Genomic DNA, 23900 nt, shown 5'->3' with positions numbered 1-23900 from the left:
TGGGCGGGGCAGCAAGGGGAGTCAAGGAAGGGAAATGAACCCGTAGCCCGGACGGAGCGAAGCGCAATCCGGGATAAGTCTGTCAGCTTGTGAGATGGCCCCGGGTTGCGCTGCGCTCCACCCGGGCTACGGCCAGAAACCCTACGCCGCGTCGATGCGCCTAAACCCGTTCCACATGGCGGTGGCGGCGCCGGAGGTCAGGACCGGGAGGATGCGCGCATCCTGGTAATTGCCGTTGATCGAAACCCGCTGCAGCGCGGTCATGTGATCGGCGCTTTCCGGAAAAATCATGCCCGGCCGCGTCGTGACCGCGGTCTTGAATCCGGCGGCCTTCGCCAGGGCGAATTCACGCCGGCCCGCCGCGATCCGGTCGCCATAGGGATAGGCGAGATGAAGCACCGGCCGCTGCAACACAGCTTCGATCCGCGCGCGGCTGGTGGCCAGTTCGAACGAAGCGGTCTCCTCGCTCTGCCGCGCCAGATTGCAATGCGTGATCGTATGCGCGCCGATCGTCACCAGGGGATCATCAGCGAATGCCTTCAATTCCTCCCAGGACATGCAGAACTCGCGGGCGATCGGAGTCTCGTCCACCTCATATCGCGTGCATAGCGCGGAGATTTCACGCTGCATGTCGTGTTCGGTCGGCAGCGCGCGCAGCCATTCGTGCATGTGGTCGAAGGCCGCCTGCTTGGCGGCCGGCGTCGAGGTATCGAGGCGGGTAGCTGTGCCGCCGATCGGGACTTCGATCGAGGATGCCTTGGCGATCGACCGCTCGAGCGCGACCCACCACAACCTCCCGGTGCCTTCGGCAAAATCGCTTGTCACGTAGACGGTGAGGGGCGCGTCAAATTCGCGCATCACCGGCAAAGCGAAATCGCGGTTGTCGCGATAGCCGTCGTCGAGGGTGAAGCAGGCGAAGCGCCGCGCGAATTTGCGCTGCTGGAGCCGCTGATGCACCTCGTCCAAGGTGACGATGTCGACGTCGAGGTTACGAAGATGCGCCAGCATCGCCCGCAAGAACTCCGGCTCGACCTCGAGATGATGATTGGGCTGAAACCCGTCGTCGCGGCGGGGGCGGACGTGATGCAGCATGAAAATGGCGCCGACACCTGCGAAGATTGGTCGCAGCAGGTAATGCGCTCCGGAGAAGTACAGCGCTTCCAGTCCGGCGCGGATGACGGTGTTGCGAAGCAGTTTCATCGAGATGCGGGGATGCCCGGTTATTTACGGAGTGAAATTAGCGAAAGACCGCTGAAGAAACAGTTAGCCTGACCAATTTCAGAGCGTTTCGGCCCTCACGACATTTCGGGTTTGACAGCCCCGCAAGGGTTTGTTTTCTCTCCGTTCCGGACCCCGGCGGGAACTCGAATGCACGGACTTTTCAGGTGGAGTGGCAAATGGTGGCCGGGCGTCATTCCTTTGGTCATGTTTTGGGCTATCGCGGGCTGGACGAGCACCGAACCGCTTGAAGCCGATCTGGCGCAGCGCTCGACCGCCGCCCTCAAGGACACCATCCTAGACAAAAGGCGAATCTCGGTCGCAGGCCGCGACGTGAGCCTTGCGGCGGATGCTTTCTCGGAAGACGGCCGGCAGAGTGCGGTGGCGTCGGTGGAAACCGTGCCGGGTGTGCGCTTGGTTAACGACGAAACCCGGCTCGTTCCCGAAGCCGCGCCGTTTGTCTGGTCGGCCGAACGCGACGTCCTGCGGGTGACGCTGTCGGGCAGTTCGCCGCTGCCGGCGAGCAAGGGCCGCTTGATGGAGGCGGCCCGCGCCAGCCTCGGCGGCGTCGAAGTGGTCGACCGGATGAATCTGTCGCGCGGCGCGCCGCCGCGTTTCGACAATGCCGCGCTGCTGCTGCTCGAGCAGGTCGGCAAGCTGAAGGATGGCAAGATCACGCTGTCGGACACCAAGGTCAGCCTGTCCGGCATGGCGCGCGAACTCGGCGGCCGAGAAGCTATCGGCGCCGCGCTGAAAAATCTGCCCGAGGGCTTTTCGGTCGCGGCCAACGAGGTCAAGGCTCCGCCTTACATCTTGCAGGCCTACAAGGATCCGGTCGCGGTGACGCTGACGCTGACCGGCAACGTGCCTGACAACGGCGCCCACACCGCGTTGGTGGCGGCGGCGGGGCGCAAGTTCTTCAGCGAAAAGGTCGTCGACAACCTCAAGGCGAGCGTCGGCGCCCCCGTGGGCTTTGCCGCCGCGGTGGTGCCCGCGCTCGGCGCGCTGTCGCGGCTGTCGACCGGCACGCTCGTCATCTCCGACCGGGAGGTCAAGCTGTCGGGCGATGCGCTTTATGAAGCCGCCGCCGTTCAGATCCGCGCCGGCCTCGGCAAGGACTTTCCGCAGGGCTGGCAGTTCAAGCCGGAAATCTCGGTCAAGCCGCCCGCCGCGCCGGTGGATGCGACCGTCTGCCAGCAGTTATTCTCCGAACTGCTTGGCAAGGCCCGGATCCGCTTCGAATCCGGCAAGGCCGACATTGTCGCGGATTCCGCCGGCCTGCTCGACCGCCTGATCGAAACCGCGTTGCGCTGTCCGACCGCCAATATCGAGATATCAGGACATAGCGATACCAACGGCGAGGAGGCGGCCAACCAGGCCCTGTCCGAGAAGCGTGCCCAGGCGGTTGCCGACTATTTGGTCAAGGCGGGATTGCCGGCCAACCGGTTCAGCGCGGTCGGCTATGGTTCGACGCAGCCGATTGCGGCTAACGATACCGACCAGGGCAAGGCGCAGAACCGCCGCATCGATTTCGTGGTGAAGTGAGCATGGCCTATCTGACCACATTCTACTGGGGCTGGTTGCTGGCATCGGTGCTGCTCGGCTTCGCCATGGGCTGGATTTCAGTGGTTCAGCACGGCAAAGGCGTCCCGCGGAAGCTGCGATGGGCGCTTTCGGCCCTGGTCGCGGCGCTGATTGGCGCTGCGCTGGCGCGCGTCGTGCCCGGCCGCTTCGGCTACTGGCTCGACCTCGGACTAATCATGTTCGCGTTTTATCTCTGCGGCTGTGCGGTCGGATCATGGTTGCGCGACTGGGTGGTCTCGCGCAGTGCGCCGTCGGCCTGACCGCAGCATGAGCTGGCCAGCTTCACCGACATCATTGTCACAGGTTGTTGACCGGCGCCGGCTATGGTCCCGAATCGCCGTCGGGCGGCGGGATTGCTGCAAAACCGTACTTCTACCGTCGTCAACTGGCGCCTAATATGTTGAAGAAGCGTGTTTTATTCTCGTCAGGCGAATTCCACTCCGGCTCAAAACGCGCTACCAGAGGGGCAGGGGAGCAGCGTAGCGTAGGCGGGGTTCAGGCCATTGCCGTCGTCGCATAAGCGCAATTCGAGGTGTAGATGCTGGAAGCAATACGCAGGGCGATATCGTTTCTGCGCCAGAAGCAGGTCCTGCACAAGCTCGGGGTCTTGATCAGCATCACGGTGATCGCCGTTGCGTGCTACGTCCTCTATCACATGCTTCGCGGCATCGACGCCGATGAGGTGATCGACGCCATCAAGGGCACCGAGCCGCGCCAGATCGCGCTGGCGGCCCTGTTCGTGGCGGCGGGCTATTTCACGCTGACCTTCTATGACTGGTTCGCGGTGCGCGCGATCGGCCAGGGCCGCATTCCCTACCGCGTCAACGCGCTTGCCGCCTTTACCTCCTATTCAATCGGACACAATGTCGGCGCCAGCGTCTTCACCGGTGGCGCGGTGCGCTACCGGATCTATTCGGCCTGGGGGCTGAACGCGATCGACGTCGCCAAGATCTGCTTCCTCGCCGGGCTGACCTTCTGGCTTGGCAACGCCGCAGTGCTGGGGCTGGGCATCGCCTATCACCCGGAAGCCGCCGCCTCGATCGATCAGCTCCCGGTCTGGCTCAATCGCGTGGCGGCGTTCGGCATCCTGCTCGGACTGGTCGGCTATGTGGCCTGGGTCTGGGTTCAGCCGCGCGGGGTCGGCCGCGGACCGTGGACGGTCACACTGCCGGGCGGGCCGCTGACGCTGCTGCAGATCGCCATCGGCATCGTCGATCTCGGCTTCTGTGCGCTGGCGATGTATGTGCTGGTGCCGGACGAGCCCAATGTGGGCTTTGTCGTCGTCGCTGTCATCTTCGTCTCGGCCACGCTGCTGGGGTTCGCCAGCCATTCGCCGGGCGGGCTCGGCGTGTTCGATGCCGCCATGCTGGTCGGGCTCTGGCAGATGGACCGGGAGGAACTGCTCGCCGGCATGCTGCTGTTCCGCGTCCTCTATTATATCGGGCCCTTTGTCATATCTGTAATCTTGCTGACGCTTCGGGAGATTATCCTCGGCGCGCGATCGAAGCGCCTGCGCCAGTTGGCGGCGGGCGCCGACGCCGAGCCGACGAGGCATGAGGCCGCCGTCTATGTGCGCGAGCGTGGCGACACGGGCGCTTGATGACGCGGCGGGGGCTTCGCGAATAGAGGAAAAGCCTGCGCCATGGCGATAGACGATTCCAGCTCTGCCTCCTTCTTTGCACCGTGGCCGGACCGGTTGCGGCATTCGGCGATCATCCTGCTCGCCGCCGGCCTCGCGCTTTGCGCGCTGGTGGTGCTGGCCGATCTCTCGCTGGCGCGCGCCGTGGCTGTTTTCATCTGTATCGCCGCCGCAGCGCTGGTGCCGTGGCGGCTGCATCATGTGGCGGCCTCGCGTGACGACGTCCGCGCCGTCAGCCCGGTGGAGTCTGCCGCCGTCAGCGCCGTCGTTGCCGGCATGCCGGATCCGGCCGTGCTGCTCGACCGCGCCGGCCGCGTCATCCATCTCAACGCGGCGGCCGCCCAGCTCGCGCCTGCGCTGCGCAAGAACGAGCTCGCCCAGTTCGCGCTGCGCTCGCCCGAAATCATCACCGCTTTGCGCGAGGCGATCGCGACCACCGAACCGCGCCGGGCGAGCTACCACGACCAGGTGCCGGTCGACCGCTGGATGGAACTGATCATCACGCCGGTGCCGGTGCCGACGCTGTTCGGCGGCACCGAGAAATGCATGCTGATGACATTCCACGACCAGACGCCGCTGCGGCGGGTCGAGGAAATGCGTGCTGATTTCGTCGCCAATGCCAGCCACGAACTGCGGACGCCGCTGGCGGCGCTGTCCGGCTTCATCGATACGCTGCAGGGTCCTGCCAAGGAGGACGCCAAGGCGCGCGAACGCTTCCTGTCGATCATGCATACGCAGGCGACGCGAATGGCGCGGCTGATCGACGATCTGCTTTCGCTGTCGCGGGTCGAATTGTCGGCCCATGTCCGGCCCGACGCGTCAGTCGATATCGTGCCGATCATTCGCCAGGTCGCCGACGGGCTGGAGCCGCTCGCCCGGGAACGCCAGGTCGAAATCGAGATCGATCTGCCGACTGTGCCGGTGACCATCGCGGGCGACCGCGAGGAACTGCTGCGGCTGTTCGAGAACCTGATCGAGAACGCGCTCAAATATGGCGCGTCCGGCGGGCGGGTAATTGTCTCCCTGACCCAGGCCACGTCCAGCGAGGGCGCGCCGGAAGTCCGTATCATGGTCCGGGATTTCGGCCCCGGCATCGCCCCGGAACACCTGCCGCGGCTGACCGAGCGCTTCTACCGGGTCGATGTCGGCGACAGCCGCGCGCAGGGCGGAACCGGGCTCGGTTTATCCTTGGTGAAACATATTCTTAACCGCCATCGCGGCCGGCTTTTGATCGAAAGCGTGCCCAAAAACGGCGCGGTCTTTACCGCCTGTTTTCCCCAGGCCAAGGCGCCTTCTGCAGGTTAGGGGTGGTCTCCCAAATCGGGCCTCTTGAAGGTCAGCCGTCCAACCTGTTGTGCTATGCTTACCGAAAAGCAGAGGCGACGCGGTGCAGCTTCAATCGACCCTGACCTGCCCGGAGTGCGGGCACCAAGCCACGGAGACCATGCCGACCGACGCTTGCCGGTTCTTTTATGACTGCGGCGGCTGCGGTGCCCGGCTCAAGCCGCAGCCCGGCGATTGCTGCGTCTTCTGCTCCTACGGGACCGTGCCGTGCCCGCCGATCCAAGAAAACGGTAGGGGCGCTTGTTGTAGCTGAGGCGACCGCCTTGGTGGGCTGATACCAGGGCGCAATGACCCACAACGGACGTCGCGCAGCTACGTCCGGCTATCACACTAAGAGAACTTCCCCCATGTCCGCTCTGTGGCCCGCCATATGAGCCCGCTCCCGCCAACAATAAACACGCCCAAAGAAATCCATCCATAAATGCCTGCTGAAACGATCCCCATGCCCAACACGAAGACAGGTACGATCATCGCAAGATAATATGGGCCGGTGTAGCGGCAGTGCGTGCGGTTGCACCGCCTCGCGTTCAATATGCACGCCGTGCCCATCCAAATGAGGCCGATGATCCAGATCAGGGCGCGAACAGATACAGGAACAAACAAGCCGGCAAGAATGGCTGCGTGAGGCAGCCACCACGCCAGCAAGTTGGTGTGCATACTCCCGAGCCAGTCGCGCGAGGTTTGGATCGGCGTGTTGGTCATCGCCTGCTACGCACAACAGGAGGCAGCACCCGGTTCGCCGCCGCGCACTGCTTGAATTGGCGGACACGGCACCGAGCCGTAGGAGCAAAACACGCAGCAATCGCCGGCCTTAGGCTTCAGCTTTGTGCCACAGCCGGTGCATTCATAGAAGAACTGACAGGCATTAGTCGGCATGGTCTCCGTTTTAGCAGTGGCGCAGTGCGGACAGGTGATGGTCGATTGAAGAAACATCGGATCAGCTCTTGGGGGCGGACGGATAACCGGCCTTCGTGGTGGCCGAGGTCAGTTGGTTCACATCCGCTTTGGCGTCGTCATAGATGACCGTCGCGGTCTTTTCCTTAAAGGATACTGCAACCTTGGCGACCCCCGGAACGGCTTCCAGGCTGCCTTTAACGATGGAGGGGCAGGCCGCACAGTCCATGTTGTTCACGGCTAATGTGACCGTTCTGTCTGCGGCCATCACTGCTGGCGAAGCGATGATGCCAACGACAAAGGCCGTGTGGGCAAGAAACTTTTTCATAGGAAATTCTCCGGTCACGCGTTGAGAAAGAGCGGTGCGATGAAGTCGAGGCCGAGTGCGGCGACGACGAGGATCGTTGCGACGATGAGGCTTGTTTTGACGATACGATTCGGCAGCGGGCGCGCACAGGCCTCGCCGTCGGCGCAAGCGCGCGTTGAGGATCGGTAGACCAACCAGTAGCCGTACCCGAGGAACGCGAGCGTCGCGGCGATGAAGTACGGCTGATAGGCGGCAAGCCGGGTGAAGTTCCCAATCCATGCTCCGCTGACCCCGAGGCCAAACAGAACGAGGGGGAAGATGCAACACGACGATGCCGCGAGCGCCCCAAGCAGGCCGCCTGCCGCCATTAGACTTTGCCGCCGCCGGTTGTCGGTAATGTGATCAGCCTGATGGAGGGTCATGCATTAAACCGTGCATCCTGTAGCGACTACAGGATCAAGGACTATTTCATGCGGACCATCACGTCTTCGGGAGCTGAGAGCATCTCGATCGGTGAGCTATCCAAGCTCAGCGGCGTAAACATCGAGACCATCCGCTATTATGAGCGGATCAAAATGCTGCCGACGCCGTCCCGAACGGCGAGCGGTCGACGGGTCTATGGGCCGACCGAAAAACGTACATTGGCCTTCATCCGGCGATCCCGCGACCTGGGGTTCACGCTGGAGGAGGTTCGCGCCTTACTGGCCTTAGGAGGGCCAGAACGCGCTCCGTGTGCCGACGTGCACAAGATCGCGAGCGCACATCTGGCGAACGTTCGTAAAAAACTCTCTGACCTCGTCAAGCTTGAATCCATCTTGGCGGAAACTGTTGCGCAATGCTCCGACGGCGCTACCCCCGACTGCCCGGTGCTTGATATTCTGGATGCCGGCCGTTTAGGAAACCCGGGCGCGCGCTCCCGCTAACGGCGGCCACAGAAGCGCGTGAACGATGAGCGGTATCCCGACGGCCAGAGGTATCAGCCAGTACATGAAATGAGGCAGGTCCTTCCAAAGCGGAAGCTGCTTTCCATTGTCGACGTAAAAAGCAACTAGCATCAGGACGTATGACAGGCCCATCCCCGCGATATGAAGCCTGACCCAGTATCGCCAGCGATGCCGGAGCGCTGAGCGCCCGAACCAGGCGCAAGCGAACGACATCGTTCCAAGAATGAACAAATGATAGTTTTCGTCCCAGCGCATTAGCGACAGGAACGTCGCAGACGCGAACAGCGCCAGCAGACACCAAAAATAGATCGTTCCTAATTTCGAGTGACGGCCGCGACGCTTCTCGCTCAACATCGCGATCGCGCCAATGCCGACACACGCAAGGCCAAGGGGGATATGCACCGCGAAAATCACTGTGAGAAAGACAGGATCGGTCGAGGGAATTTCGATGCCCGCCACAACGGTTGTTTCCCCGCCCGTCATGACGTTCGCTCGGTCATTGGAAGCGTCGCCATCATCGTATTTGTTGTCACCGACGGGCACCTGACGACGAAAGCTGCCGCCCCGCATATGAGGGAAAGTCCGCAGCAGACCATCAGGACGGCTGCGTAGCTTTCGGTCCAGTCGAGACTTGCCGCGAAAGGAAGGGGGCCCAATGCTGCGCCCGCGACACCGAATACGAACGAAGTCCCCCTGACTGCGCCGAGATGATCGCGGCCAAAATACTGTGCGTAGCCGGCGGCGTTGATCGCTTGCTGCGAGCCGTATGCGCCGCCCAGGCTCAATGCGTAGAGCCAGCTCACGGCAACGCCGCCACCGAACGCCGGCAGAGCGGAGGCGAGCGCAAGCATGCACATTGCCAGCGGAACCAGGCGTCGTGGTTCATAGCGATCAACCAGGAATCCCGTGCCGAGGGTAGCGACCGTCTGGACGCCGCCAGCAAGCGCCAGCAGGGTCAGCGCATCCCGGTAAGCCACTCCGGCGGTCTGCATGATCGAGAAGTGATTGAGCAAGAGCGCCGTGCCGACGGCATTGGTCAGGAAGCCGGCGGCACACAGCAGCCAAAACACGCCGGTGCGAAGCGCCTGCTGCCGAGAAAACGAAGGCTCCGGCCTCGGAACTTTCGCTGTCAGCGCGAGCCCGGCGTCCGGGCTGAGACCAAATTTCTCCGGGCGATCCCGGAATAGCAGAGCGGCGACCGGCAGAATGGTCAGCGCGACAAATCCGGCAAGTGCGAGATAGGCGCCTCTCCAACCGAACAGCGATATGAGGAAATCGATTAATTGCGGAAAAACCATTGATCCGGCCGCGAGCCCGAGACTGGCGGCGGCTGCCGCGATCCCGCGCCGTCGCACGAACCACAGATTGACGACTTGCTGGCTCACCAGACTGAGGCCGCCGATCGCAGCGCCACGCAGGAACGCAAAGCCGATCAGCAGCATGAGCGCGGACTGAACGCAGGCCATGAACGCGCAGGCCAAAGCAAGTCCACCGGCGATGATGGTGGCGGTGGGCCGTGGTCCAAGCCGATCGATCCAGCGGCCGATCGCCGGCGCCGGCAGAATTCCAGCGAGCGTGCCGGCCGCATAGGCGATCGAGGCCGTCGTGCGCGAGATGCCGAGTTCGGTGGTGATCGGATCGAAGAAAACGGAGACGCCGGCCGTCTGGCCGGGCAACGTCATGAAGGAGCCAAATGTGCCGGCCCCCAATATGACCCAACCGTAGTGAATGGTCGGCAAACTCGGGCGAACCGGCTGCGGTAGATCAGCCCGCACGGCGCCCGGCCTCTGCCGGCAAATCGCCCTCAAACCCTTCGCAGCAATGCTCCCGCAGGAACTCGATAATCGAGTCAATGCGATGGTACTGGGCGCGACAAATCACCTCCCGCCCGATCTTTTCCTGCGCGATGAGGCCTGCGCTAACCAGGCCTCGCAGATGAAAGGCCAAAGTCGATGCCGCCAGATCGAGACGGGTTTGTATTTCGCTGATGTTGAGCCCGGGCGGACCGGCTCGAACGAGAAGCCGATAGATGTCCAGGCGGGTCAGGTTGCCTAGTTCAGCGAGGCAGCGTGCAGCGAGTTCTCGGTCCATGGTTCTTCATAGCGCCAAGGCGTCGAAATTACAACCATAATACTAGTTTTATAGTTATATGCTGCCCAGCCACCGCGGCTGCCCCTTACTCGAAAAGTGCCCGGGAACCGCGCGGTCTTTACCGCCTGTTTTCCCCAGGCCAAGGGGCCGGCGGCACACTAAACTCAAGCGATTTCAATTGCTTGGTTGTGTCATCCAACTGTCATCGAACCTTCGTAAAAGCTCTATCGACCGCTCCTAGATGAGCGGCACGTGAGCGCGATCGGGCGCAACAGGCGCTTCGCTCACCAGATGGAGACCAACCATGAATTTCCTCAGGACAATCGTCGCTGCCGGCCTGGTCGCCGCTTCGACGTCGGCTTTCGCTGCCGATATCACCGGCGCGGGCGCCACCTTCCCCTTCCCGATCTATTCGAAATGGGCTGACGCCTACAAGAAGGAGACCGGCAACGGTCTGAACTACCAGTCGATCGGCTCCGGCGCCGGCATCAAGCAGATCCAGGCCAAGACCGTGACCTTCGGCGCCACCGACGCGCCGCTCAAGCATGAGCAGCTCGAGAAGGACGGCCTGGTGCAGTGGCCGATGGTGATGGGCGCGATCGTGCCGGTCGTGAACCTCGAAGGCATCAAGCCGGGCGAGCTCGTGCTCTCGGGCGAAGTGCTCGGCGACATCTATCTCGGCAAGATCAAGAAGTGGGACGATGCCGCGATCGCAAAACTCAATCCGAAGCTGAAGCTGCCGGCCGACGCCATCACCGTGGTGCGCCGTTCCGACGGTTCGGGCACCACCTTCAACTTCACCGACTACCTCTCGAAGTCGAGCGCCGACTGGAAAGCCAAGGTCGGCATGGGCACCGCGGTCGAATGGCCGACCGGCGTCGGCGCCAAGGGCAATGAAGGCGTTGCCGGCAATGTCGGCCAGACCAAGAACGCGATCGGTTATGTCGAATATGCCTACGCCAAGCAGAACAAGCTGACCCATGCGGCGATGATCAACAAGGCCGGCAAAACCGTGCAGCCGACCATCGCAGCGTTCCAGGCGGCCGCCTCCAACGCCGACTGGGCCAAGGCGCCCGGCTACTACGTGATCCTTACCGACCAGCCCGGCGAAGCCTCGTGGCCGATCACGGCGGCGACCTTCATCCTGATGCACAAGGCTGCAACCGACAAGGCGGCGTCCCAGGAAGCCATCAAGTTCTTCAAATGGTCGTTCGAGAAGGGCGGCAAGATGGCCGAAGAACTCGACTACATCCCGATGCCGGAATCGGTCGTCAAGTTGATCGAAAAGACCTGGTCGGCCGAGATCAAGAGCTGATCGGGCCTGCGCCTCGCTACACGACTGCTCAACCCGGGGTATCCGGGTTGAGCGCCCCTCTCGGGACAGGAGAGGCAAGAACAATGCGCGAGCCGAAAAAGCCGTGCACCGAAGTCCGGGTCGTTGGGCTATAAGTACAGGGGATTGGCGTGGCAGAAATGGCGGTTGAAAGCGACGTAATGGAAGCTGCCGGACCTTATGATCGCGCGAGGGCTCTCAGCGCGTTCAAGCTCGGCGACGTCACCTTCTACTGGATCACGCGCGCCTGCGCGATCTCGGTCCTCCTCATCCTCGGCGGCATCATCATTTCGCTCATTGTTGGCGCCTGGCCCGCGATACGGGAATACGGCGCGGCCTTCCTGTGGACGCAGCGCTGGGCGCCGTCGGCCGATCCGCCGGTGCTGGGTGCGCTCGGCCCGATCTACGGCACGCTGATCACCTCCGTGATCGCGATGATGATCGCCATTCCCGTCGGCCTCGGCATCGCGATTTTCCTCACCGAGATCTGCCCGATCTGGCTGCGCCGCCCCATTGGCCTTGCCGTCGAGCTGCTCGCCGGCATTCCCTCGATCATCTACGGCATGTGGGGCTTCTTTGTGCTGGGCCCGTTCCTGGCCAACACCTTTCAGCCCTTCATGATCAGCGTGTTCGACGGCGTCCCCGTGCTGGGCACGATCTTCGCCGGTCCCCCGTCCTATCTCAGCCTGTTCAACGCCGCGCTGATCCTTGCGATCATGGTGCTGCCCTTCATCACCGCGATCTCGGTCGACGTCTTCAAGACGGTGCCGCCGGTATTGAAGGAAGCCGCCTATGGCGTCGGCTGCACCACCTGGGAAGTCGTCCGCAACGTCGTCATCCCCTACACAAGGGTCGGCGTGATCGGCGGCATCATGCTGGCGCTTGGCCGCGCGCTCGGCGAGACGATGGCGGTCACCTTTATCATCGGCAATTCGTTCAAGATCCAGTCCTCGATCTTCGCGCCGGGCACCACGATCTCAGCCGCCATCGCGTCCGAATTCGCCGAGAGCGACGGGCTGCATCAATCCGGCCTGATCCTGCTTGGTCTCTTGCTGTTCGTTCTGACGTTCTTCGTGCTCGCAGCCGCGCGCCTGATGCTGATGCGGCTGGAAAAGAAGGCGGGGAACTAGCACCATGAACCCGATTTACGCATCCCGCCGCCGCAACAATATCATCATCAAGTTCCTGTGCCTGGGAGCTGCGCTGTTCGGCGTCACCTGGCTGGCGCTGATCCTGTTCACGCTGTTCTACAACGGCCTTGCCGGCTTGAATCTTGCCGTCTTCACCCAGGATACGCCGCCGCCGGGTTCGACCGATGGCGGCTTGCGCAACGCCATTATCGGCTCGATCATGATGACCGTGATCGGGGTCGGCATCGGCGCGCCGCTCGGCCTGTTCGCCGGCACGTATCTCGCCGAATACGGCAAGCACGACAGGCTCACCTCGGTGATCCGCTTCATCAACGACATCCTGCTGAGCGCGCCGTCGATCATTATCGGCCTGTTCATCTACGGCGCCATCGTGGTGCCGATGGGCGGCTTCTCGGCCTTCGCCGGCTGTCTGGCGCTCGCCGTGATCGTGATCCCGGTGGTGGTTCGCACCACCGAGGACATGCTGGGGCTGGTGCCCAATCCGCTGCGCGAGGCGGCCTCCGCGCTCGGCCTGCCGCGCTCGCTGGTGATCCGGCGGATCGCCTATCGCGCGGCCCGCTCAGGCCTGATCACCGGCGTGCTGCTCGCCACCGCCCGCGTCGCCGGTGAAACCGCGCCGCTGCTGTTCACCGCGCTTTCGAACCAGTTCTTCAGCCTGGACATGACCAAGACGATGGCCAACCTGCCCGTCACCATCAACAACTTCGTGCAGAGCCCCTATGTCTACTGGAAGCAGCTCGCCTGGAGCGGGGCGCTCTTGATCACGCTCACCGTATTGGCCCTGAATATTGGCGCGCGCATTCTCGGCGCCGAGAGGACATCCAAATGACCGATCTCTCCGTATCCGTGAGTTCCGCGAGCGGGCCCGTTCCGCAGGTGGCGCTGCCCGAGGCCGCGCCCAAGGTGACCGCCCGCGGCCTGAACTTTTACTATGGCGAGCATCACGCGCTGAAGAACATCAACCTGGCGCTCGGCACCCACCGCGTCACCGCCTTCATCGGCCCGTCCGGCTGCGGCAAGTCCACGCTGCTGCGGATCTTCAACCGGATGTACGATCTCTATCCCGGCCAGAAGGCGACCGGGCAATTGATGCTCGACCAGACCAACATCCTCGACCCCAAGCTCGACCTCAATCTGCTGCGGGCCCGCGTCGGCATGGTGTTCCAGAAGCCGACGCCGTTCCCGATGACGATCTACGAAAACATCGCCTTCGGCATCCGCCTCTATGAGAAGATCTCCAAGTCCGAGATGGATGGCCGGGTCGAGAAGGCGCTGCGCGGCGGCGCGCTGTGGAACGAGGTCAAGGACAAGCTGAACGCAAGCGGCCTCTCGCTGTCCGGCGGCCAGCAGCAGCGGCTCTGCATCGCGCGCACGGTCGCGGTGCGGCCCGAGGTGATTTTGTTTGACGAGCCTTGTTCCGCGCTGGACCCGATCTCGACCGCCAAGATCGAGGAACTGATCCAGGAACTGGCGGAGGATTACACCATCGCCATCGTCACCCATAACATGCAGCAGGCGGCCCGCGTCTCGGACAAGACCGCCTTCATGTATCTCGGCGAGTTGATCGAGTTCGACGACACCAACAAGATTTTCACCTCGCCGAGCGATCGACGCACCCAGGACTACATCACCGGCCGGTTCGGTTGAGGAGATAACACATGGCTTCTGAACACACCGCCAAGGCATTTGACAGCGATCTTCAGGAATTGACCCGCCTGGTCGCCGAGATGGGCGGCCTGGTCGAACGCATGATCACAGAATCCGTCGATGCGCTGATCCGCCGCGACGTCGCGCTCGGCAAGCGCGTTGTCGCTGCCGACGTTGAAATCGACCGCCTGCAGCATGCAATCGAGGAACGCGCGGTGCTGACCATCGCGCGGCGCCAGCCGATGGCGATCGACCTGCGCGAAATCGTCGGCGCCATGCGGGTCGCCACCGATCTGGAGCGGATCGGCGACCTCGCCAAGAACATGGGCAAGCGGGTCGCCGCGCTGGAGAACGATTTCCAGCCACTGAAGCTGATCCGCGGCCTCGAGCACATGACCGATCTGGTGCAGTCGCAGGTCAAGTCGGTGCTGGATGCCTATGCGGCGCACGACCTGCCGGCGGCGATGGCGGTCTGGAAGGGCGACGAGGAAGTCGACGCCATCTGCACCTCGCTGTTCCGCGAACTCCTGACCTACATGATGGAAGATCCGCGCAACATCTCGTTCTGCATTCATTTGATGTTCTGCGCCAAGAACATCGAGCGGATCGGCGACCACGCCACCAACATCGCCGAAACCGTATTCTACATGATCGAGGGACAGCAGATGCTCGACCAGCGCCCCAAGGGCGACATGACGACGTTTGCCACGACCGTACCCAATACTTGAGGAAAGAAAGATGAGCGCGCGCATTATGGTGGTCGAGGACGAGGAAGCGCTGACCACGCTGTTGCGCTACAACCTCGACGCCGAAGGTTATGATGTCGAAACCGTCGCCCGCGGCGACGACGCGGATACGCGGCTGAAGGAGCGCGTGCCGGATCTCGTCGTGCTCGACTGGATGCTGCCGGGCCTGTCCGGCATCGAGCTCTGCCGCCGCCTGCGGGCGCGGCCGGAGACCAAGCAATTGCCGATCATCATGCTCACGGCACGCGGCGAGGAGAGCGAGCGGGTGCGCGGGCTGGCGACCGGCGCCGACGACTACATCGTCAAGCCGTTCTCGGTGCCGGAGCTGCTGGCGCGGGTGAAGGGCCTGTTGCGGCGCGCAAGCCCCGAGCGGCTCGCCACCGTGCTCACCTATGGCGACATCGAACTCGACCGCGAAAAACGCCGCGTCGCGCGTTCGGGCCGCTCCATCGATCTCGGCCCGACCGAGTATCGCCTGCTGGAATTTTTTCTCGAGCATCCCGGCCGCGTCTTCAGCCGCGAGCAATTGCTCGACAGCGTCTGGGGCCGCGACATCTATATCGACGAGCGCACCGTCGACGTCCATATCGGCCGCCTGCGCAAACTGCTCAACCCGGGCCGCGAACAGGACCCGATCCGCACCGTGCGCGGCGCGGGTTATGCGCTGGATGACAGGTTTGCGAAGGTGGAGTGATCAATAGTCCGCCGCCATCTCAGCGGACTCAGCCGTCGTCTCCACCCGGTGCGCAATTGCGGTCGCGCCGACCGCCAGGCCCGAACAGACGCGCAAATTGTTCCTGGGAACAGGAAGGCTCTCATTTTTCCTGGAACTCCCGCACCACTCTTTCGCCGCAAGCCGCAGGCAGAACAATGGCGCCAGAAGTTGCAGGGGCGCGATGACCGTCACGAATCTGTTTGTCAAAGGCACCCACGGTCGTGCAGTCGAATCCGTTGGAACGATCGCCTACGATGAGCGAGGCATCCAGAACAACGTCGCCTGCGCTCCCTTCCGGCAGGTGTTGATCGCTTCGCAATCGGTTACGGCCGAATGCGGGCTCAGCCCTGGTGATCTACGCGAGAATATCGTCGTCGACTTTGATTCCCTTTATGAGCTTCCATCTGGCACGGTGGTGCAAATTGGGCGGGCCCTGATCCGCCTGACTTTTCATTGCGAACCATGCAAGAAGATCCTGAAGCTTGTGGAATTCGATCGCATTCTGCACAAACGCGGCGTGTTCGGCACATTCCTCAATCAGGGGGTGATCTCGATCGGTGACCGGTTCCGCGTGACCGAGCAGAGATTCGAAGAGATACCCTATGCCGTGGGCGATCGGATTCGATGGTTCCTGAAGAAGGGCAATGGGTCCGCGGCCGCGCTCGATCTTGTTCACACGATCGGCCTGCCGGCGTCATATGCCGGGGCCATGCCGCGGCTCCTGAAAAAGTTCTCGCTTGGTGGCTGACGCCGGGTTCACGTTCGGTGAATAGCCAGCAAATGCCGCGGGACTGCCGTGCGCGGGCGGCCCTATCGATTGCAGCGGATGATCATTGGAAGCCCCCCGGCAGGCTTCAATGTGACCTGCAGTAGTGGCCACACCTTGTGACCTGGAGCGAGATGCAAGCTGAAATTCCTAGTGATGGTGGCCAATACGATTGTGGCTTCCTGCAATGCAAATGTCGATCCGATACACGTGCGCGGACCGGCACCGAAGGGCAGATAGGAGTAACGGTCGATGAGCGCGCGATTTTCGCCGAGAAACCGACGGGGCTCGAAAAGATCCGGATCGGGCCACAACAGCCGGTGCCGGTGGAGGACGTAAGGTGAGATCACAACCAACGTGCCTCCGGGGATCACTTCGCCGGCAAGCTCGTCGGCATCGATCGCCACCCGGCTTATCGCAGCGATAGGCGGGTAGAGCCGGGCTGCCTCTTCGATGACTGCGCGCGTTTCGGGGAGGTGCTCAGCGAGATCCATCACCGAGCCATTGATTTCACGTTCCGCCTCAGCCTGGACGCGCCGCCGCCAATCGTCGGATTGGGACAGGAGGAAGAGCGACCAGCTCAGTAGGTTGGACGTTGTCTCGTGGCCTGCCATGATGAAGGTGAAGATATTCGATTTGACCTCCGCTTCGCTCATGGGCTCGCCGGTATAGGGATCGAGCGCGGCGAGCAGAAGCGCGAGGAAGTCGTTCGGGCCGCTGTTCGCTCGCTCGGCAAGACGCTGGCGGCGGGCCGCGATGAGGTGTTCGATCGACCGCTCAAAAAACCGCAGGGTCGATCGCACCCGCAGGTGATTGATACGGGGGATCCAGTCCGGCATGCCGAGCAGATCGAGAGGATCGATGCGGCCTACGGTGTTGAAGTATGTGACCATTGCACGGCGTGCTTCTTCGGCGTTGCAACCGAAGCCTTCCGAAAAGATGGTCCGTTCAAGGACGTCCAGCGTCAGGCGCGCCATCTCCGCAGCGACATCAAGTGTTGTTGCGTCACCGTGTTGGCGCCAGCGTTCGACCAATGCATTGGCGGCGTCCATCATCGCAGGAGCGCACTGTGTGACCGTTCTTCGCGCAAACAGGGGGGCGACCGTGCGGCGCTGGGATCGCCATTGATGACCCTCGGCGCTGAGAAGTCCCTCGCCCATTCCAGCTGACAGCACACGGCGCTGCAGCATATCTTTGCGATAATTGATATCGTTCTCGAGAAGCACCCGACGGATGGCCGCAGGATGGTTGATGATCACCACATGTCCGACCGGCAGCCCGCCGGCGACAACGAGCTTTTCGAAATGTTCACTTGTCCAGCACTCGAGGGGATTGCGCTTGAGCGCCGAAATGAGGCGGATTGGGCCGAGCCGCTTGGCGCGTGGTGCGGGCGCCGGAGGCCGATAGACCCGGAAATTTTGATCCGAACGCCTTGCGACAGGCGCGGCCATGATCAGCTCCCACCCTTCCAGAGGCCATTCCCCGAGTCCAATTGAAACGCGCTGCCAGCCGGTGAGTTGCTGCCTGGAGCCAAAGATCGTGGATCCCTGGAACCAAATACGGTGGCGCGAGCTTAACTTGTAAGCGGTGCTTGCAGCGAGCGCGTCAGGCCATGGAGCACACATCGTCTCCAAGCGACCAAGCGAAGGTATGGGACCTCATCAAGGACTCTCATACCGCGCTGCTTATAACGATCGAGGAGGATGGCGCGCTCCAGGCGCGGCCGATGGGCTGCCTGCAGAAGCAGTTCGATGGCACGCTCTGGTTCATCACGTTTCGCCACTCATCGAAGCTTCGCCAAATCCGCGATGATGACCACGTACTTGTCGCTTACGTCAAACCCGAGAAGTACGAATATGTCGCGATTTCGGGTCGGGCGAAAATCGTCGAGGACAAACAGAAACTGGAAGAGCTTTGGTTCGAAGGGTTGCGCGTTTGGTTTCCCAAAGGGCCTGACGATCCCGAACTTGCACTTCTCGCAATTGAAGTCGAGAAGGCGGATTATTGGGCAGACCCGGCTTCCATCGTCACCTATGCTTTCGCCTATGTGAGGACCAGGCTGACAGGAAAGAGCCCGTCTCCAGACGAGATCACCGAATCCAAGTCCGTTCGTTTCCGCCGCGAAGGCAGTTAGCGCGGCTTGTGCCACGAGGTACGGAGCCCTTCGTTCCCTCGACCGGCTTCACAACTTCGATAGATCTCATCGGGTGGAGGGAGGCCTCATCCCAGCCCTCCAAGAGCGAGGTTTGCTCGTCTCGACCCCGCCGAAGAGCGGGGCGAGGGAGACGCTTACCGCGTCGGCTTCGGCTGCTGCCTGCGCCGGTCGGCGGCCGGCTGATAGGCGACGCGCGAGTGATGCGCGCAATAGGGCAGGCCAGCGAGCGCCTTACCGCCGCAGAAGAAGAATTCCGGGCTCGAGGGATCGCCGACCGGCCAGTGGCAGGTCGCCTCGTTCAGTTCGAGCAGCGACAGCCGCTGGCTCATCGGCACCACATTGTCGACGGCGATCGGATCCGGCTCCATCTCGACCTCGAAGGCATGCGCCAGCGCGGTGTTGCCGCGCGAGACCGGGCGCGACACCCGCATCATCTGTTGCGCCGGGCGCGCCTTGCGCTGCCGCGGGGCGGCCGAGGAGGGGCTCTTGGCGCGGCCGGACAAGCCCAGCCGGTGCACTTTGCCGATCACTGCGTTTCGCGTCACATTTCCGAGTTCCGCGGCGATCTGGCTCGCCGATAATCCGGCTTCCCAGAGCTTTTTCAGCTGCTCGACGCGATCGTCGGACCAGGTCAATACCGTCATCGTATTCTTCCCTTCGCATCGCGCCGGCCAATCAGGGGCAGCGCTGGCGACGTCATTCGTCTCTAAAATCCCTGCGGTCAGAATCCCTTAGCCCTCGCCGGGCGCGGAAACCGGCCCGAACGTCTACGCTGTACAAAATGGACTCTTGGGATCAGAACTGCCGCACGAGATGTCGTACCCGACAGCCCAAAAGCTACAATATGGCGTGACTCCGGCGCAAGAGTCCGGGCCCGCGCGTCCACATGTTCCGACATCTAGGCATTGCACTGCGTGTTTTCCACCACACCGCAATCTTACGGATTCCCCATCTTGCAGTGCAGGAAAGGCGGCTTCGTGGCGTGTTGACAGCGCCCCCCGCCCACATAGAATGCCTCTCACGTGCCGCCCTTAAGAGGCGGCACGTTTCGTTTTCGCAAGACCGGCCGTTGCCGCCTTCGCGCCAATGCACGCGTGTGCTCTGCGGCAGGTCTTGAAAGCGGGTCTCAAACCTTCAGTGCAAACCATTTGTGATCGCCATGACCAATAGCGCCACGTCGCATTTGCTCCCCGTCTTCGCCAGGGTCGATCTCGGCTTCGAACGCGGCGAGGGCTGCTGGCTGACCGCAACCAATGGCGAGCGCTATCTCGACTTCACCTCGGGCGTCGCGGTGAACGCGCTGGGTCATTGCCATCCGCACCTGATCAAGGCGCTGCAGGAACAGTCGACAAAACTCTGGCACATGTCGAACCTGTTCAAGAGCCCGGATGGCGACAAGCTTGCCGCGCGGCTCTGCGAGCAGAGCTTTGCCGACCTGGTGTTCTTCTGCAATTCCGGCGCCGAGGCGATGGAAGGCGTGATCAAGGTCGTGCGCCGCTATCAATTCTCCAAGGGGCATCCCGAGCGTTATCGGCTTGTCACCTTCGAGGGCGCGTTTCACGGCCGCACGCTCGGCACGCTCGCCGCCACCGGCTCCGCCAAATATCTCGAAGGCTTTGGCCCGCCAATGGACGGCTTCGACCAGGTGCCGCATGGCGATCTCGAAGCGGTGAAGAAGGCGATCGGGCCGCACACCGCGGGTATCCTGATCGAGCCGGTGCAGGGCGAGGGCGGCGTGCGCTCCGCGCCACAAGCCTTCTTCAAAGCGCTGCGCCAGCTCTGTGACGAGCACGGCCTGCTGCTGGCGTTCGACGAGGTGCAGACCGGCATGGGCCGCACCGGCGATCTCTTCGCCTACAAGCGCGTCGGCGTGACGCCGGACGTGATGTCGCTGGCGAAGGCGCTCGGCGGCGGCTTTCCGATCGGCGCGGTGCTGGCCACCGCCGAGGCCGCCTCCGGCATGACGCCCGGTTCGCACGGCTCGACCTTCGGCGGCAATCCGCTGGCGATCGCTTCCGCCAATGCCGTGCTCGACGTGATGTTGAAGCCCGGCTTCTTCGACCATGTGCAGAAGATGTCGCTGCTGCTGAAACAGAAACTGGCCTCCGTGGTCGATCGCTATCCCGCCGTGCTCTCGGAAGTGCGCGGCGAGGGGCTCCTGGTCGGCGTCAAGGCCGTGGTGCCCTCGGGCGATCTCGTCAATGCGTTGCGCGGCGAGAAATTGCTCACCGTCGGCGCCGGCGACAATGTGGTGCGGTTCCTGGCGCCGTTGATCGTGACCGAGGCCGAGATCGACGAGTCCGTTCAGATGCTCGAGCGCGCCTGCGTCGCGCTGTCGGGTAATCAGTTGAAGAAGGCGGCGGGATGATGAGCAAATCCGTCCGTCACTTCCTCGACATCAACGAATTGCCGCCGAAGGAGTTGCGCAACATGCTGGCGCTGAGCGCCGACATGAAGGCGAAGCTCAAGGCACATGACAAGGGCAAGAAGCCGCTCGAAGGCAAGACGCTGGCGATGATCTTCGAACGTCCCTCGACCCGCACGCGGGTGTCGTTCGATGTCGGCATGCGCCAGCTCGGCGGCGAGTCGATCATGCTGACCGGGGCCGAAATGCAGCTCGGCCGCGGCGAGACCATCGCCGACACCGCGCGCGTGCTGTCGCGCTATGTCGATGCGATCATGATCCGCATCCTCAATCACGACGCGCTTTTGGAACTGGCCGCGCACGCCACCGTGCCCGTCATCAACGGGCTGACGCGGCGCTCGCATCCCTGCCAGGTGATGGCCGACCTGATGACCTTCGAGGAGCATCGCGGGCCGATCGAGGGCAAGACCGTGGCCTGGACCGGCGACGACAACAACGTGCTGGCGTCGTGGGCGCATGCGGCGGAGCGTTTCAAGTTCCAGCTCAATGTCGCGACCCCGCCGCAGCTCGCGCCGAACAAGGCGATGAAGGACTGGATCAAGGCGACGCAAGCGCCCATCGTGCTCGGCAACGATCCCGAGGCCGCCGTCCGCGGCGCCGACTGCGTCGTCACGGATACGTGGGTGTCGATGGGCGACAAGGACGGCGAACATCGCCACAACGTGCTCAAGCCCTATCAGGTCAATGAGAAGCTGATGTCGCTGGCGAAGAGTGATGCGCTCTTCATGCATTGCCTGCCCGCGCATCGCGGCGAGGAAGTCACCGACGAAGTGATCGACGGCCCGCAATCGGTCGTGTTCGACGAGGCCGAAAACCGCCTGCACGCGCAAAAGGGCATTCTGGCCTGGTGTTTTAGCGAAGTGGCGTAGGTTCTCTCGGTCGTCCCTGCGAACGCAGGGACCCATACCGCGTGATCTCGCGATTTTCGCTGTGTAGCAGACGTAGTTGGTAACAATGAAAGCCGGTGGTTATGGGTCCCTGCGTTCGCAGGGACGACTCGCGGAGACAGTTTCGCCGCTCTTCAACCCCTTTCGTTTTGCATGTTCCGACCCCAGATAAGGCGCCATGGATTCACAATCAGATATCAAAATCACGACCGAGGCCTCCGTTCGCGCGCCCTCGTCCGTTCCCGTCGATGATGCGGTGCTGCCGTTCGAGGTCGCCGAGCTCGACCTGCGCGGCCGGCTGACCCGGCTCGGCCCCGCGCTCGACGACATCCTGACCAAGCACGATTATCCGCCTGCTGTCGGCAAGCTGCTTGGGGAAGCGATCGTGCTGGCGACGCTGCTCGGCACGGCGCTGAAATTCGACGGCCGCTTCATCCTGCAGACGCAGACCGACGGTCCGGTCTCGTTCCTGATCGTGGACTTCCAGTCGCCGGATCGCCTGCGCGCCTATGCGCGCTATGACGCGAGGCGGCTGAAGGAAGGCCAGAATTCCGGTACGCTGCTCGGCAAGGGCCATCTGGCGATGACCATCGACCAAGGACAGGACATGAGCCGCTACCAGGGCCTGGTGGCGCTCGACGGTGGCAGTCTCGAAGACGCCGCGCATGAATATTTCCTGCGCTCCGAGCAGATCCCGACCCGCGTGCGGCTCGCGGTCGGCGAGGAATGGCGCGGCGGCGACGGTAGCGGCCCGAAGCACCGCTGGCGCGCCGGAGGCATGCTGCTGCAGTTTCTGCCCAAGGCGCCTGAGCGCGCGCGGCAGGCCGATTTGCATCCCGGCGATGCACCTGATGGCGCGGTGACGCATTCCGTTGCCGAGGATGATGCCTGGGTCGAGGGCCAGTCGCTGATCGGCACCGTCGAGGATGTCGAACTGATCGATCCCGATCTGTCGGGCGAGCGCCTGCTGTATCGGCTGTTTCACGAACGCGGCGTGCGCGTGTTCACGCCGCTGCCGTTGCGCGCGCAATGCTCCTGCTCGCGCGAGGCGGTCTCTGCGATGCTGAAGAGCTTTGCGCCGAAAGACCGCGCCGAGATGGTGAAAGACGACAAGGTAGTGGTGACCTGCGAGTTCTGCTCCTCGGTCTACCAGTTCACCCCGCATGAAGCGGGCGTGGAGGAGTGAGCCCGGTCGTCGGCTTCGCAGCAGCCCGAATGAATTTAAGTACGATTTGGCTGCCGCAACACCGAATATGGGCTTATGCCGCCGAAGTCAGCGAAGCCATCGGCACGTCGAATGTGTAGACGAACCCGGTCGGCTCATAGGTTAGCCGTACGTCGCCCCGGAGTTGCCTGCCGAGCGTCTCGATCAGCCGCGTGCCGAAGCTGCGCTGTTTGGGCGGGCTGACTGCCGCACCATTCCTCTCGGTCCATGTGAGGTGCAGGCGCTGCGCCTGTTGATCCAGCGTCCAGTTGATGTCGACGCGCCCTTGCGGGACCGATAGGGCGCCAAACTTCGTGGTGTTGGTGCAAAGCTCGTTCAGCGTCATCGCGATGGCGATGACGGCACCAGATGTCATCCGGATATCGGGTCCAGAAATCGAGAATTTCGGCTCGTCGGGATTATCGAACGCTTCGGTGGCGCTGCGGACGATCGTGCCAAGGTTCGCGCTGCTCCATCTTGCCTGCAAAAGGAGGTCGTGCGCGCGTCCGAGCGCGAGCAGCCGGCCCTCGATGGCCTGCTGTGCGTGCTCGGCGCCTGACAGGCCGCGCAGACTCTGCGAGACGATGGCGCCAACGGTCGCGAGCGTATTCTTGATACGGTGGTGCAGTTCTTCGAGGATCAGCTTCTGCAGCTTCTCGGACGCCTCGCGCTCCCTGGCGTCGATGCCGGCCGTGGCGAGCAAACTCAATGCATCAATCTCGGCCTGCGCGAGCAGAAGCCGCAGGCTGACATTTTCTGCCGCCAGATCGTCTTGGTATGGCGTTGCGCTGCTTGCGGGACGCGGATCGGTCCGGAGATCGGCTTGAGACATTGCCGATTGTATCATCAT

At 62.8% G+C, this 23900-nt stretch carries 28 protein-coding genes; 17 read left to right on the top strand and 11 right to left on the bottom strand.

Annotated elements, in window-relative coordinates:
- Window positions 1–141: 141 nt before the first annotated feature.
- Window positions 142–1200, bottom strand: coding sequence for a polysaccharide deacetylase family protein (locus C7G61_RS26215; RefSeq protein ID WP_108519573.1), 1059 nt, complete (start codon window positions 1198–1200; stop codon window positions 142–144).
- A 168-nt stretch (window positions 1201–1368) separates the two neighbouring features.
- Between C7G61_RS26215 and C7G61_RS26210 the strand changes: the two genes are divergently transcribed.
- The 5 genes from C7G61_RS26210 to C7G61_RS46165 all read left to right on the top strand — a co-directional run bounded on the left by C7G61_RS26210 (window position 1369) and on the right by C7G61_RS46165 (window position 6038).
- Complete coding sequence (locus C7G61_RS26210; protein WP_108519572.1) at window positions 1369–2763, top strand: OmpA family protein; 1395 nt, start codon at window positions 1369–1371, stop codon at window positions 2761–2763.
- Window positions 2764–2765: 2 nt separating this feature from the next.
- The gene (locus tag C7G61_RS26205) at window positions 2766–3062 is read left to right on the top strand and encodes a hypothetical protein (protein WP_108519571.1); all 297 of its coding nucleotides are present in this window, start codon (window positions 2766–2768) and stop codon (window positions 3060–3062) included.
- Between the two features lie 278 nt (window positions 3063–3340).
- Window positions 3341–4402, top strand: a complete 1062-nt coding sequence (locus tag C7G61_RS26200; RefSeq protein WP_108519570.1) for a lysylphosphatidylglycerol synthase domain-containing protein — start codon at window positions 3341–3343, stop codon at window positions 4400–4402.
- Window positions 4403–4444: 42 nt separating this feature from the next.
- Window positions 4445–5746 (top strand): sensor histidine kinase, encoded by a 1302-nt coding sequence (locus C7G61_RS26195; protein ID WP_108519569.1) that lies wholly within the window; start codon window positions 4445–4447, stop codon window positions 5744–5746.
- An 82-nt stretch (window positions 5747–5828) separates the two neighbouring features.
- Entirely contained in the window at window positions 5829–6038 is a 210-nt protein-coding gene (locus C7G61_RS46165) for a GDCCVxC domain-containing (seleno)protein (protein ID WP_108519568.1), read from the top strand.
- A 77-nt stretch (window positions 6039–6115) separates the two neighbouring features.
- Here C7G61_RS46165 and C7G61_RS26185 read toward each other — a convergent pair whose 3' ends face one another.
- The 4 genes from C7G61_RS26185 to C7G61_RS26170 are packed head-to-tail and all read right to left on the bottom strand — an operon-like array spanning window position 6116 to window position 7408.
- Window positions 6116–6487, bottom strand: a complete 372-nt coding sequence (locus tag C7G61_RS26185; RefSeq protein WP_108519567.1) for a hypothetical protein — start codon at window positions 6485–6487, stop codon at window positions 6116–6118.
- A gap of 6 nt (window positions 6488–6493) precedes the next feature.
- Window positions 6494–6718, bottom strand: a complete 225-nt coding sequence (locus tag C7G61_RS46160) for a GDCCVxC domain-containing (seleno)protein (protein WP_108519566.1) — start codon at window positions 6716–6718, stop codon at window positions 6494–6496.
- A 4-nt stretch (window positions 6719–6722) separates the two neighbouring features.
- The gene (gene merP / locus C7G61_RS26175) at window positions 6723–7007 is read right to left on the bottom strand and encodes a mercury resistance system periplasmic binding protein MerP (protein ID WP_108519565.1); all 285 of its coding nucleotides are present in this window, start codon (window positions 7005–7007) and stop codon (window positions 6723–6725) included.
- A gap of 14 nt (window positions 7008–7021) precedes the next feature.
- The gene (locus C7G61_RS26170) at window positions 7022–7408 is read right to left on the bottom strand and encodes a mercuric transporter MerT family protein (protein WP_108519564.1); all 387 of its coding nucleotides are present in this window, start codon (window positions 7406–7408) and stop codon (window positions 7022–7024) included.
- Between the two features lie 48 nt (window positions 7409–7456).
- Between C7G61_RS26170 and C7G61_RS26165 the strand changes: the two genes are divergently transcribed.
- Window positions 7457–7909: a MerR family transcriptional regulator gene (locus tag C7G61_RS26165; protein ID WP_108519673.1), complete on the top strand. Its 453-nt coding sequence runs from the start codon at window positions 7457–7459 to the stop codon at window positions 7907–7909.
- On the opposite strand, the gene C7G61_RS26160 is transcribed toward C7G61_RS26165, so the two are convergent.
- From C7G61_RS26160 to C7G61_RS26150, 3 genes are read right to left on the bottom strand one after another with little or no spacing between them, the layout of a single operon-like run.
- On the bottom strand, window positions 7880–8413 hold the full coding sequence (locus C7G61_RS26160) for a DUF2306 domain-containing protein (RefSeq protein WP_108519563.1): 534 nt from the start codon (window positions 8411–8413) through the stop codon (window positions 7880–7882). The two genes, C7G61_RS26165 and C7G61_RS26160, sit on opposite strands and share 30 nt — an antisense overlap.
- On the bottom strand, window positions 8410–9705 hold the full coding sequence (locus tag C7G61_RS26155; protein ID WP_190241986.1) for an MFS transporter: 1296 nt from the start codon (window positions 9703–9705) through the stop codon (window positions 8410–8412). The genes C7G61_RS26160 and C7G61_RS26155 overlap by 4 nt, the downstream gene beginning before the upstream one ends.
- Window positions 9695–10021: an ArsR/SmtB family transcription factor gene (locus C7G61_RS26150; RefSeq protein ID WP_108519561.1), complete on the bottom strand. Its 327-nt coding sequence runs from the start codon at window positions 10019–10021 to the stop codon at window positions 9695–9697. The genes C7G61_RS26155 and C7G61_RS26150 overlap by 11 nt, the downstream gene beginning before the upstream one ends.
- Window positions 10022–10325: 304 nt before the next feature.
- Between C7G61_RS26150 and pstS the strand changes: the two genes are divergently transcribed.
- From pstS to C7G61_RS26115, 7 genes are all read left to right on the top strand, one after another.
- Window positions 10326–11336: a phosphate ABC transporter substrate-binding protein PstS gene (gene pstS, locus C7G61_RS26145; protein WP_108519560.1), complete on the top strand. Its 1011-nt coding sequence runs from the start codon at window positions 10326–10328 to the stop codon at window positions 11334–11336.
- Between the two features lie 149 nt (window positions 11337–11485).
- Window positions 11486–12484 carry a phosphate ABC transporter permease subunit PstC gene (gene pstC, locus C7G61_RS26140; RefSeq protein ID WP_108519559.1) on the top strand — a complete coding sequence of 333 codons (999 nt, stop codon included), beginning with the start codon at window positions 11486–11488 and terminating at the stop codon, window positions 12482–12484.
- A 4-nt stretch (window positions 12485–12488) separates the two neighbouring features.
- Window positions 12489–13334, top strand: coding sequence for a phosphate ABC transporter permease PstA (pstA, locus tag C7G61_RS26135; RefSeq protein WP_108519558.1), 846 nt, complete (start codon window positions 12489–12491; stop codon window positions 13332–13334).
- Window positions 13331–14152 (top strand): phosphate ABC transporter ATP-binding protein PstB, encoded by an 822-nt coding sequence (gene pstB, locus C7G61_RS26130; RefSeq protein WP_108519557.1) that lies wholly within the window; start codon window positions 13331–13333, stop codon window positions 14150–14152. The genes pstA and pstB overlap by 4 nt, the downstream gene beginning before the upstream one ends.
- A gap of 11 nt (window positions 14153–14163) precedes the next feature.
- Entirely contained in the window at window positions 14164–14880 is a 717-nt protein-coding gene (gene phoU / locus C7G61_RS26125; protein WP_108519556.1) for a phosphate signaling complex protein PhoU, read from the top strand.
- 10 nt (window positions 14881–14890) lie between these two features.
- On the top strand, window positions 14891–15592 hold the full coding sequence (gene phoB / locus C7G61_RS26120; RefSeq protein ID WP_108519555.1) for a phosphate regulon transcriptional regulator PhoB: 702 nt from the start codon (window positions 14891–14893) through the stop codon (window positions 15590–15592).
- A gap of 202 nt (window positions 15593–15794) precedes the next feature.
- Window positions 15795–16361 carry an MOSC domain-containing protein gene (locus C7G61_RS26115; RefSeq protein ID WP_108519554.1) on the top strand — a complete coding sequence of 189 codons (567 nt, stop codon included), beginning with the start codon at window positions 15795–15797 and terminating at the stop codon, window positions 16359–16361.
- A 62-nt stretch (window positions 16362–16423) separates the two neighbouring features.
- Here C7G61_RS26115 and C7G61_RS26110 read toward each other — a convergent pair whose 3' ends face one another.
- Window positions 16424–17830, bottom strand: coding sequence for a cytochrome P450 (locus C7G61_RS26110; RefSeq protein WP_108519553.1), 1407 nt, complete (start codon window positions 17828–17830; stop codon window positions 16424–16426).
- Between the two features lie 161 nt (window positions 17831–17991).
- On the opposite strand from C7G61_RS26110, the gene C7G61_RS26105 reads away from it, so the two are divergent.
- Window positions 17992–18513 carry a pyridoxamine 5'-phosphate oxidase family protein gene (locus C7G61_RS26105; protein ID WP_108519552.1) on the top strand — a complete coding sequence of 174 codons (522 nt, stop codon included), beginning with the start codon at window positions 17992–17994 and terminating at the stop codon, window positions 18511–18513.
- A gap of 155 nt (window positions 18514–18668) precedes the next feature.
- Here C7G61_RS26105 and C7G61_RS26100 read toward each other — a convergent pair whose 3' ends face one another.
- The gene (locus C7G61_RS26100) at window positions 18669–19178 is read right to left on the bottom strand and encodes a GcrA family cell cycle regulator (RefSeq protein ID WP_108519551.1); all 510 of its coding nucleotides are present in this window, start codon (window positions 19176–19178) and stop codon (window positions 18669–18671) included.
- A 515-nt stretch (window positions 19179–19693) separates the two neighbouring features.
- Between C7G61_RS26100 and C7G61_RS26095 the strand changes: the two genes are divergently transcribed.
- The 3 genes from C7G61_RS26095 to C7G61_RS26085 all read left to right on the top strand — a co-directional run bounded on the left by C7G61_RS26095 (window position 19694) and on the right by C7G61_RS26085 (window position 23032).
- Window positions 19694–20902: an aspartate aminotransferase family protein gene (locus C7G61_RS26095; protein ID WP_190241985.1), complete on the top strand. Its 1209-nt coding sequence runs from the start codon at window positions 19694–19696 to the stop codon at window positions 20900–20902.
- Complete coding sequence (gene argF, locus C7G61_RS26090) at window positions 20902–21828, top strand: ornithine carbamoyltransferase (protein WP_108519672.1); 927 nt, start codon at window positions 20902–20904, stop codon at window positions 21826–21828. The genes C7G61_RS26095 and argF overlap by 1 nt, the downstream gene beginning before the upstream one ends.
- Window positions 21829–22024: 196 nt before the next feature.
- Window positions 22025–23032, top strand: a complete 1008-nt coding sequence (locus tag C7G61_RS26085) for an Hsp33 family molecular chaperone (RefSeq protein ID WP_108519549.1) — start codon at window positions 22025–22027, stop codon at window positions 23030–23032.
- A 73-nt stretch (window positions 23033–23105) separates the two neighbouring features.
- Here the strand turns inward: C7G61_RS26085 and C7G61_RS26080 are convergent, their stop codons facing one another.
- Window positions 23106–23882: a sensor histidine kinase gene (locus tag C7G61_RS26080; protein ID WP_108519548.1), complete on the bottom strand. Its 777-nt coding sequence runs from the start codon at window positions 23880–23882 to the stop codon at window positions 23106–23108.
- Window positions 23883–23900: the final 18 nt, after the last annotated feature.

Origin of the sequence: Bradyrhizobium algeriense (genome assembly GCF_003062295.1) — a bacterium.
GTDB lineage: Bacteria > Pseudomonadota > Alphaproteobacteria > Rhizobiales > Xanthobacteraceae > Bradyrhizobium > Bradyrhizobium algeriense.
The sequence above is the reverse complement of the archived record's forward strand: the minus strand, read 5'-3'. Positions and strand labels throughout refer to the sequence as shown.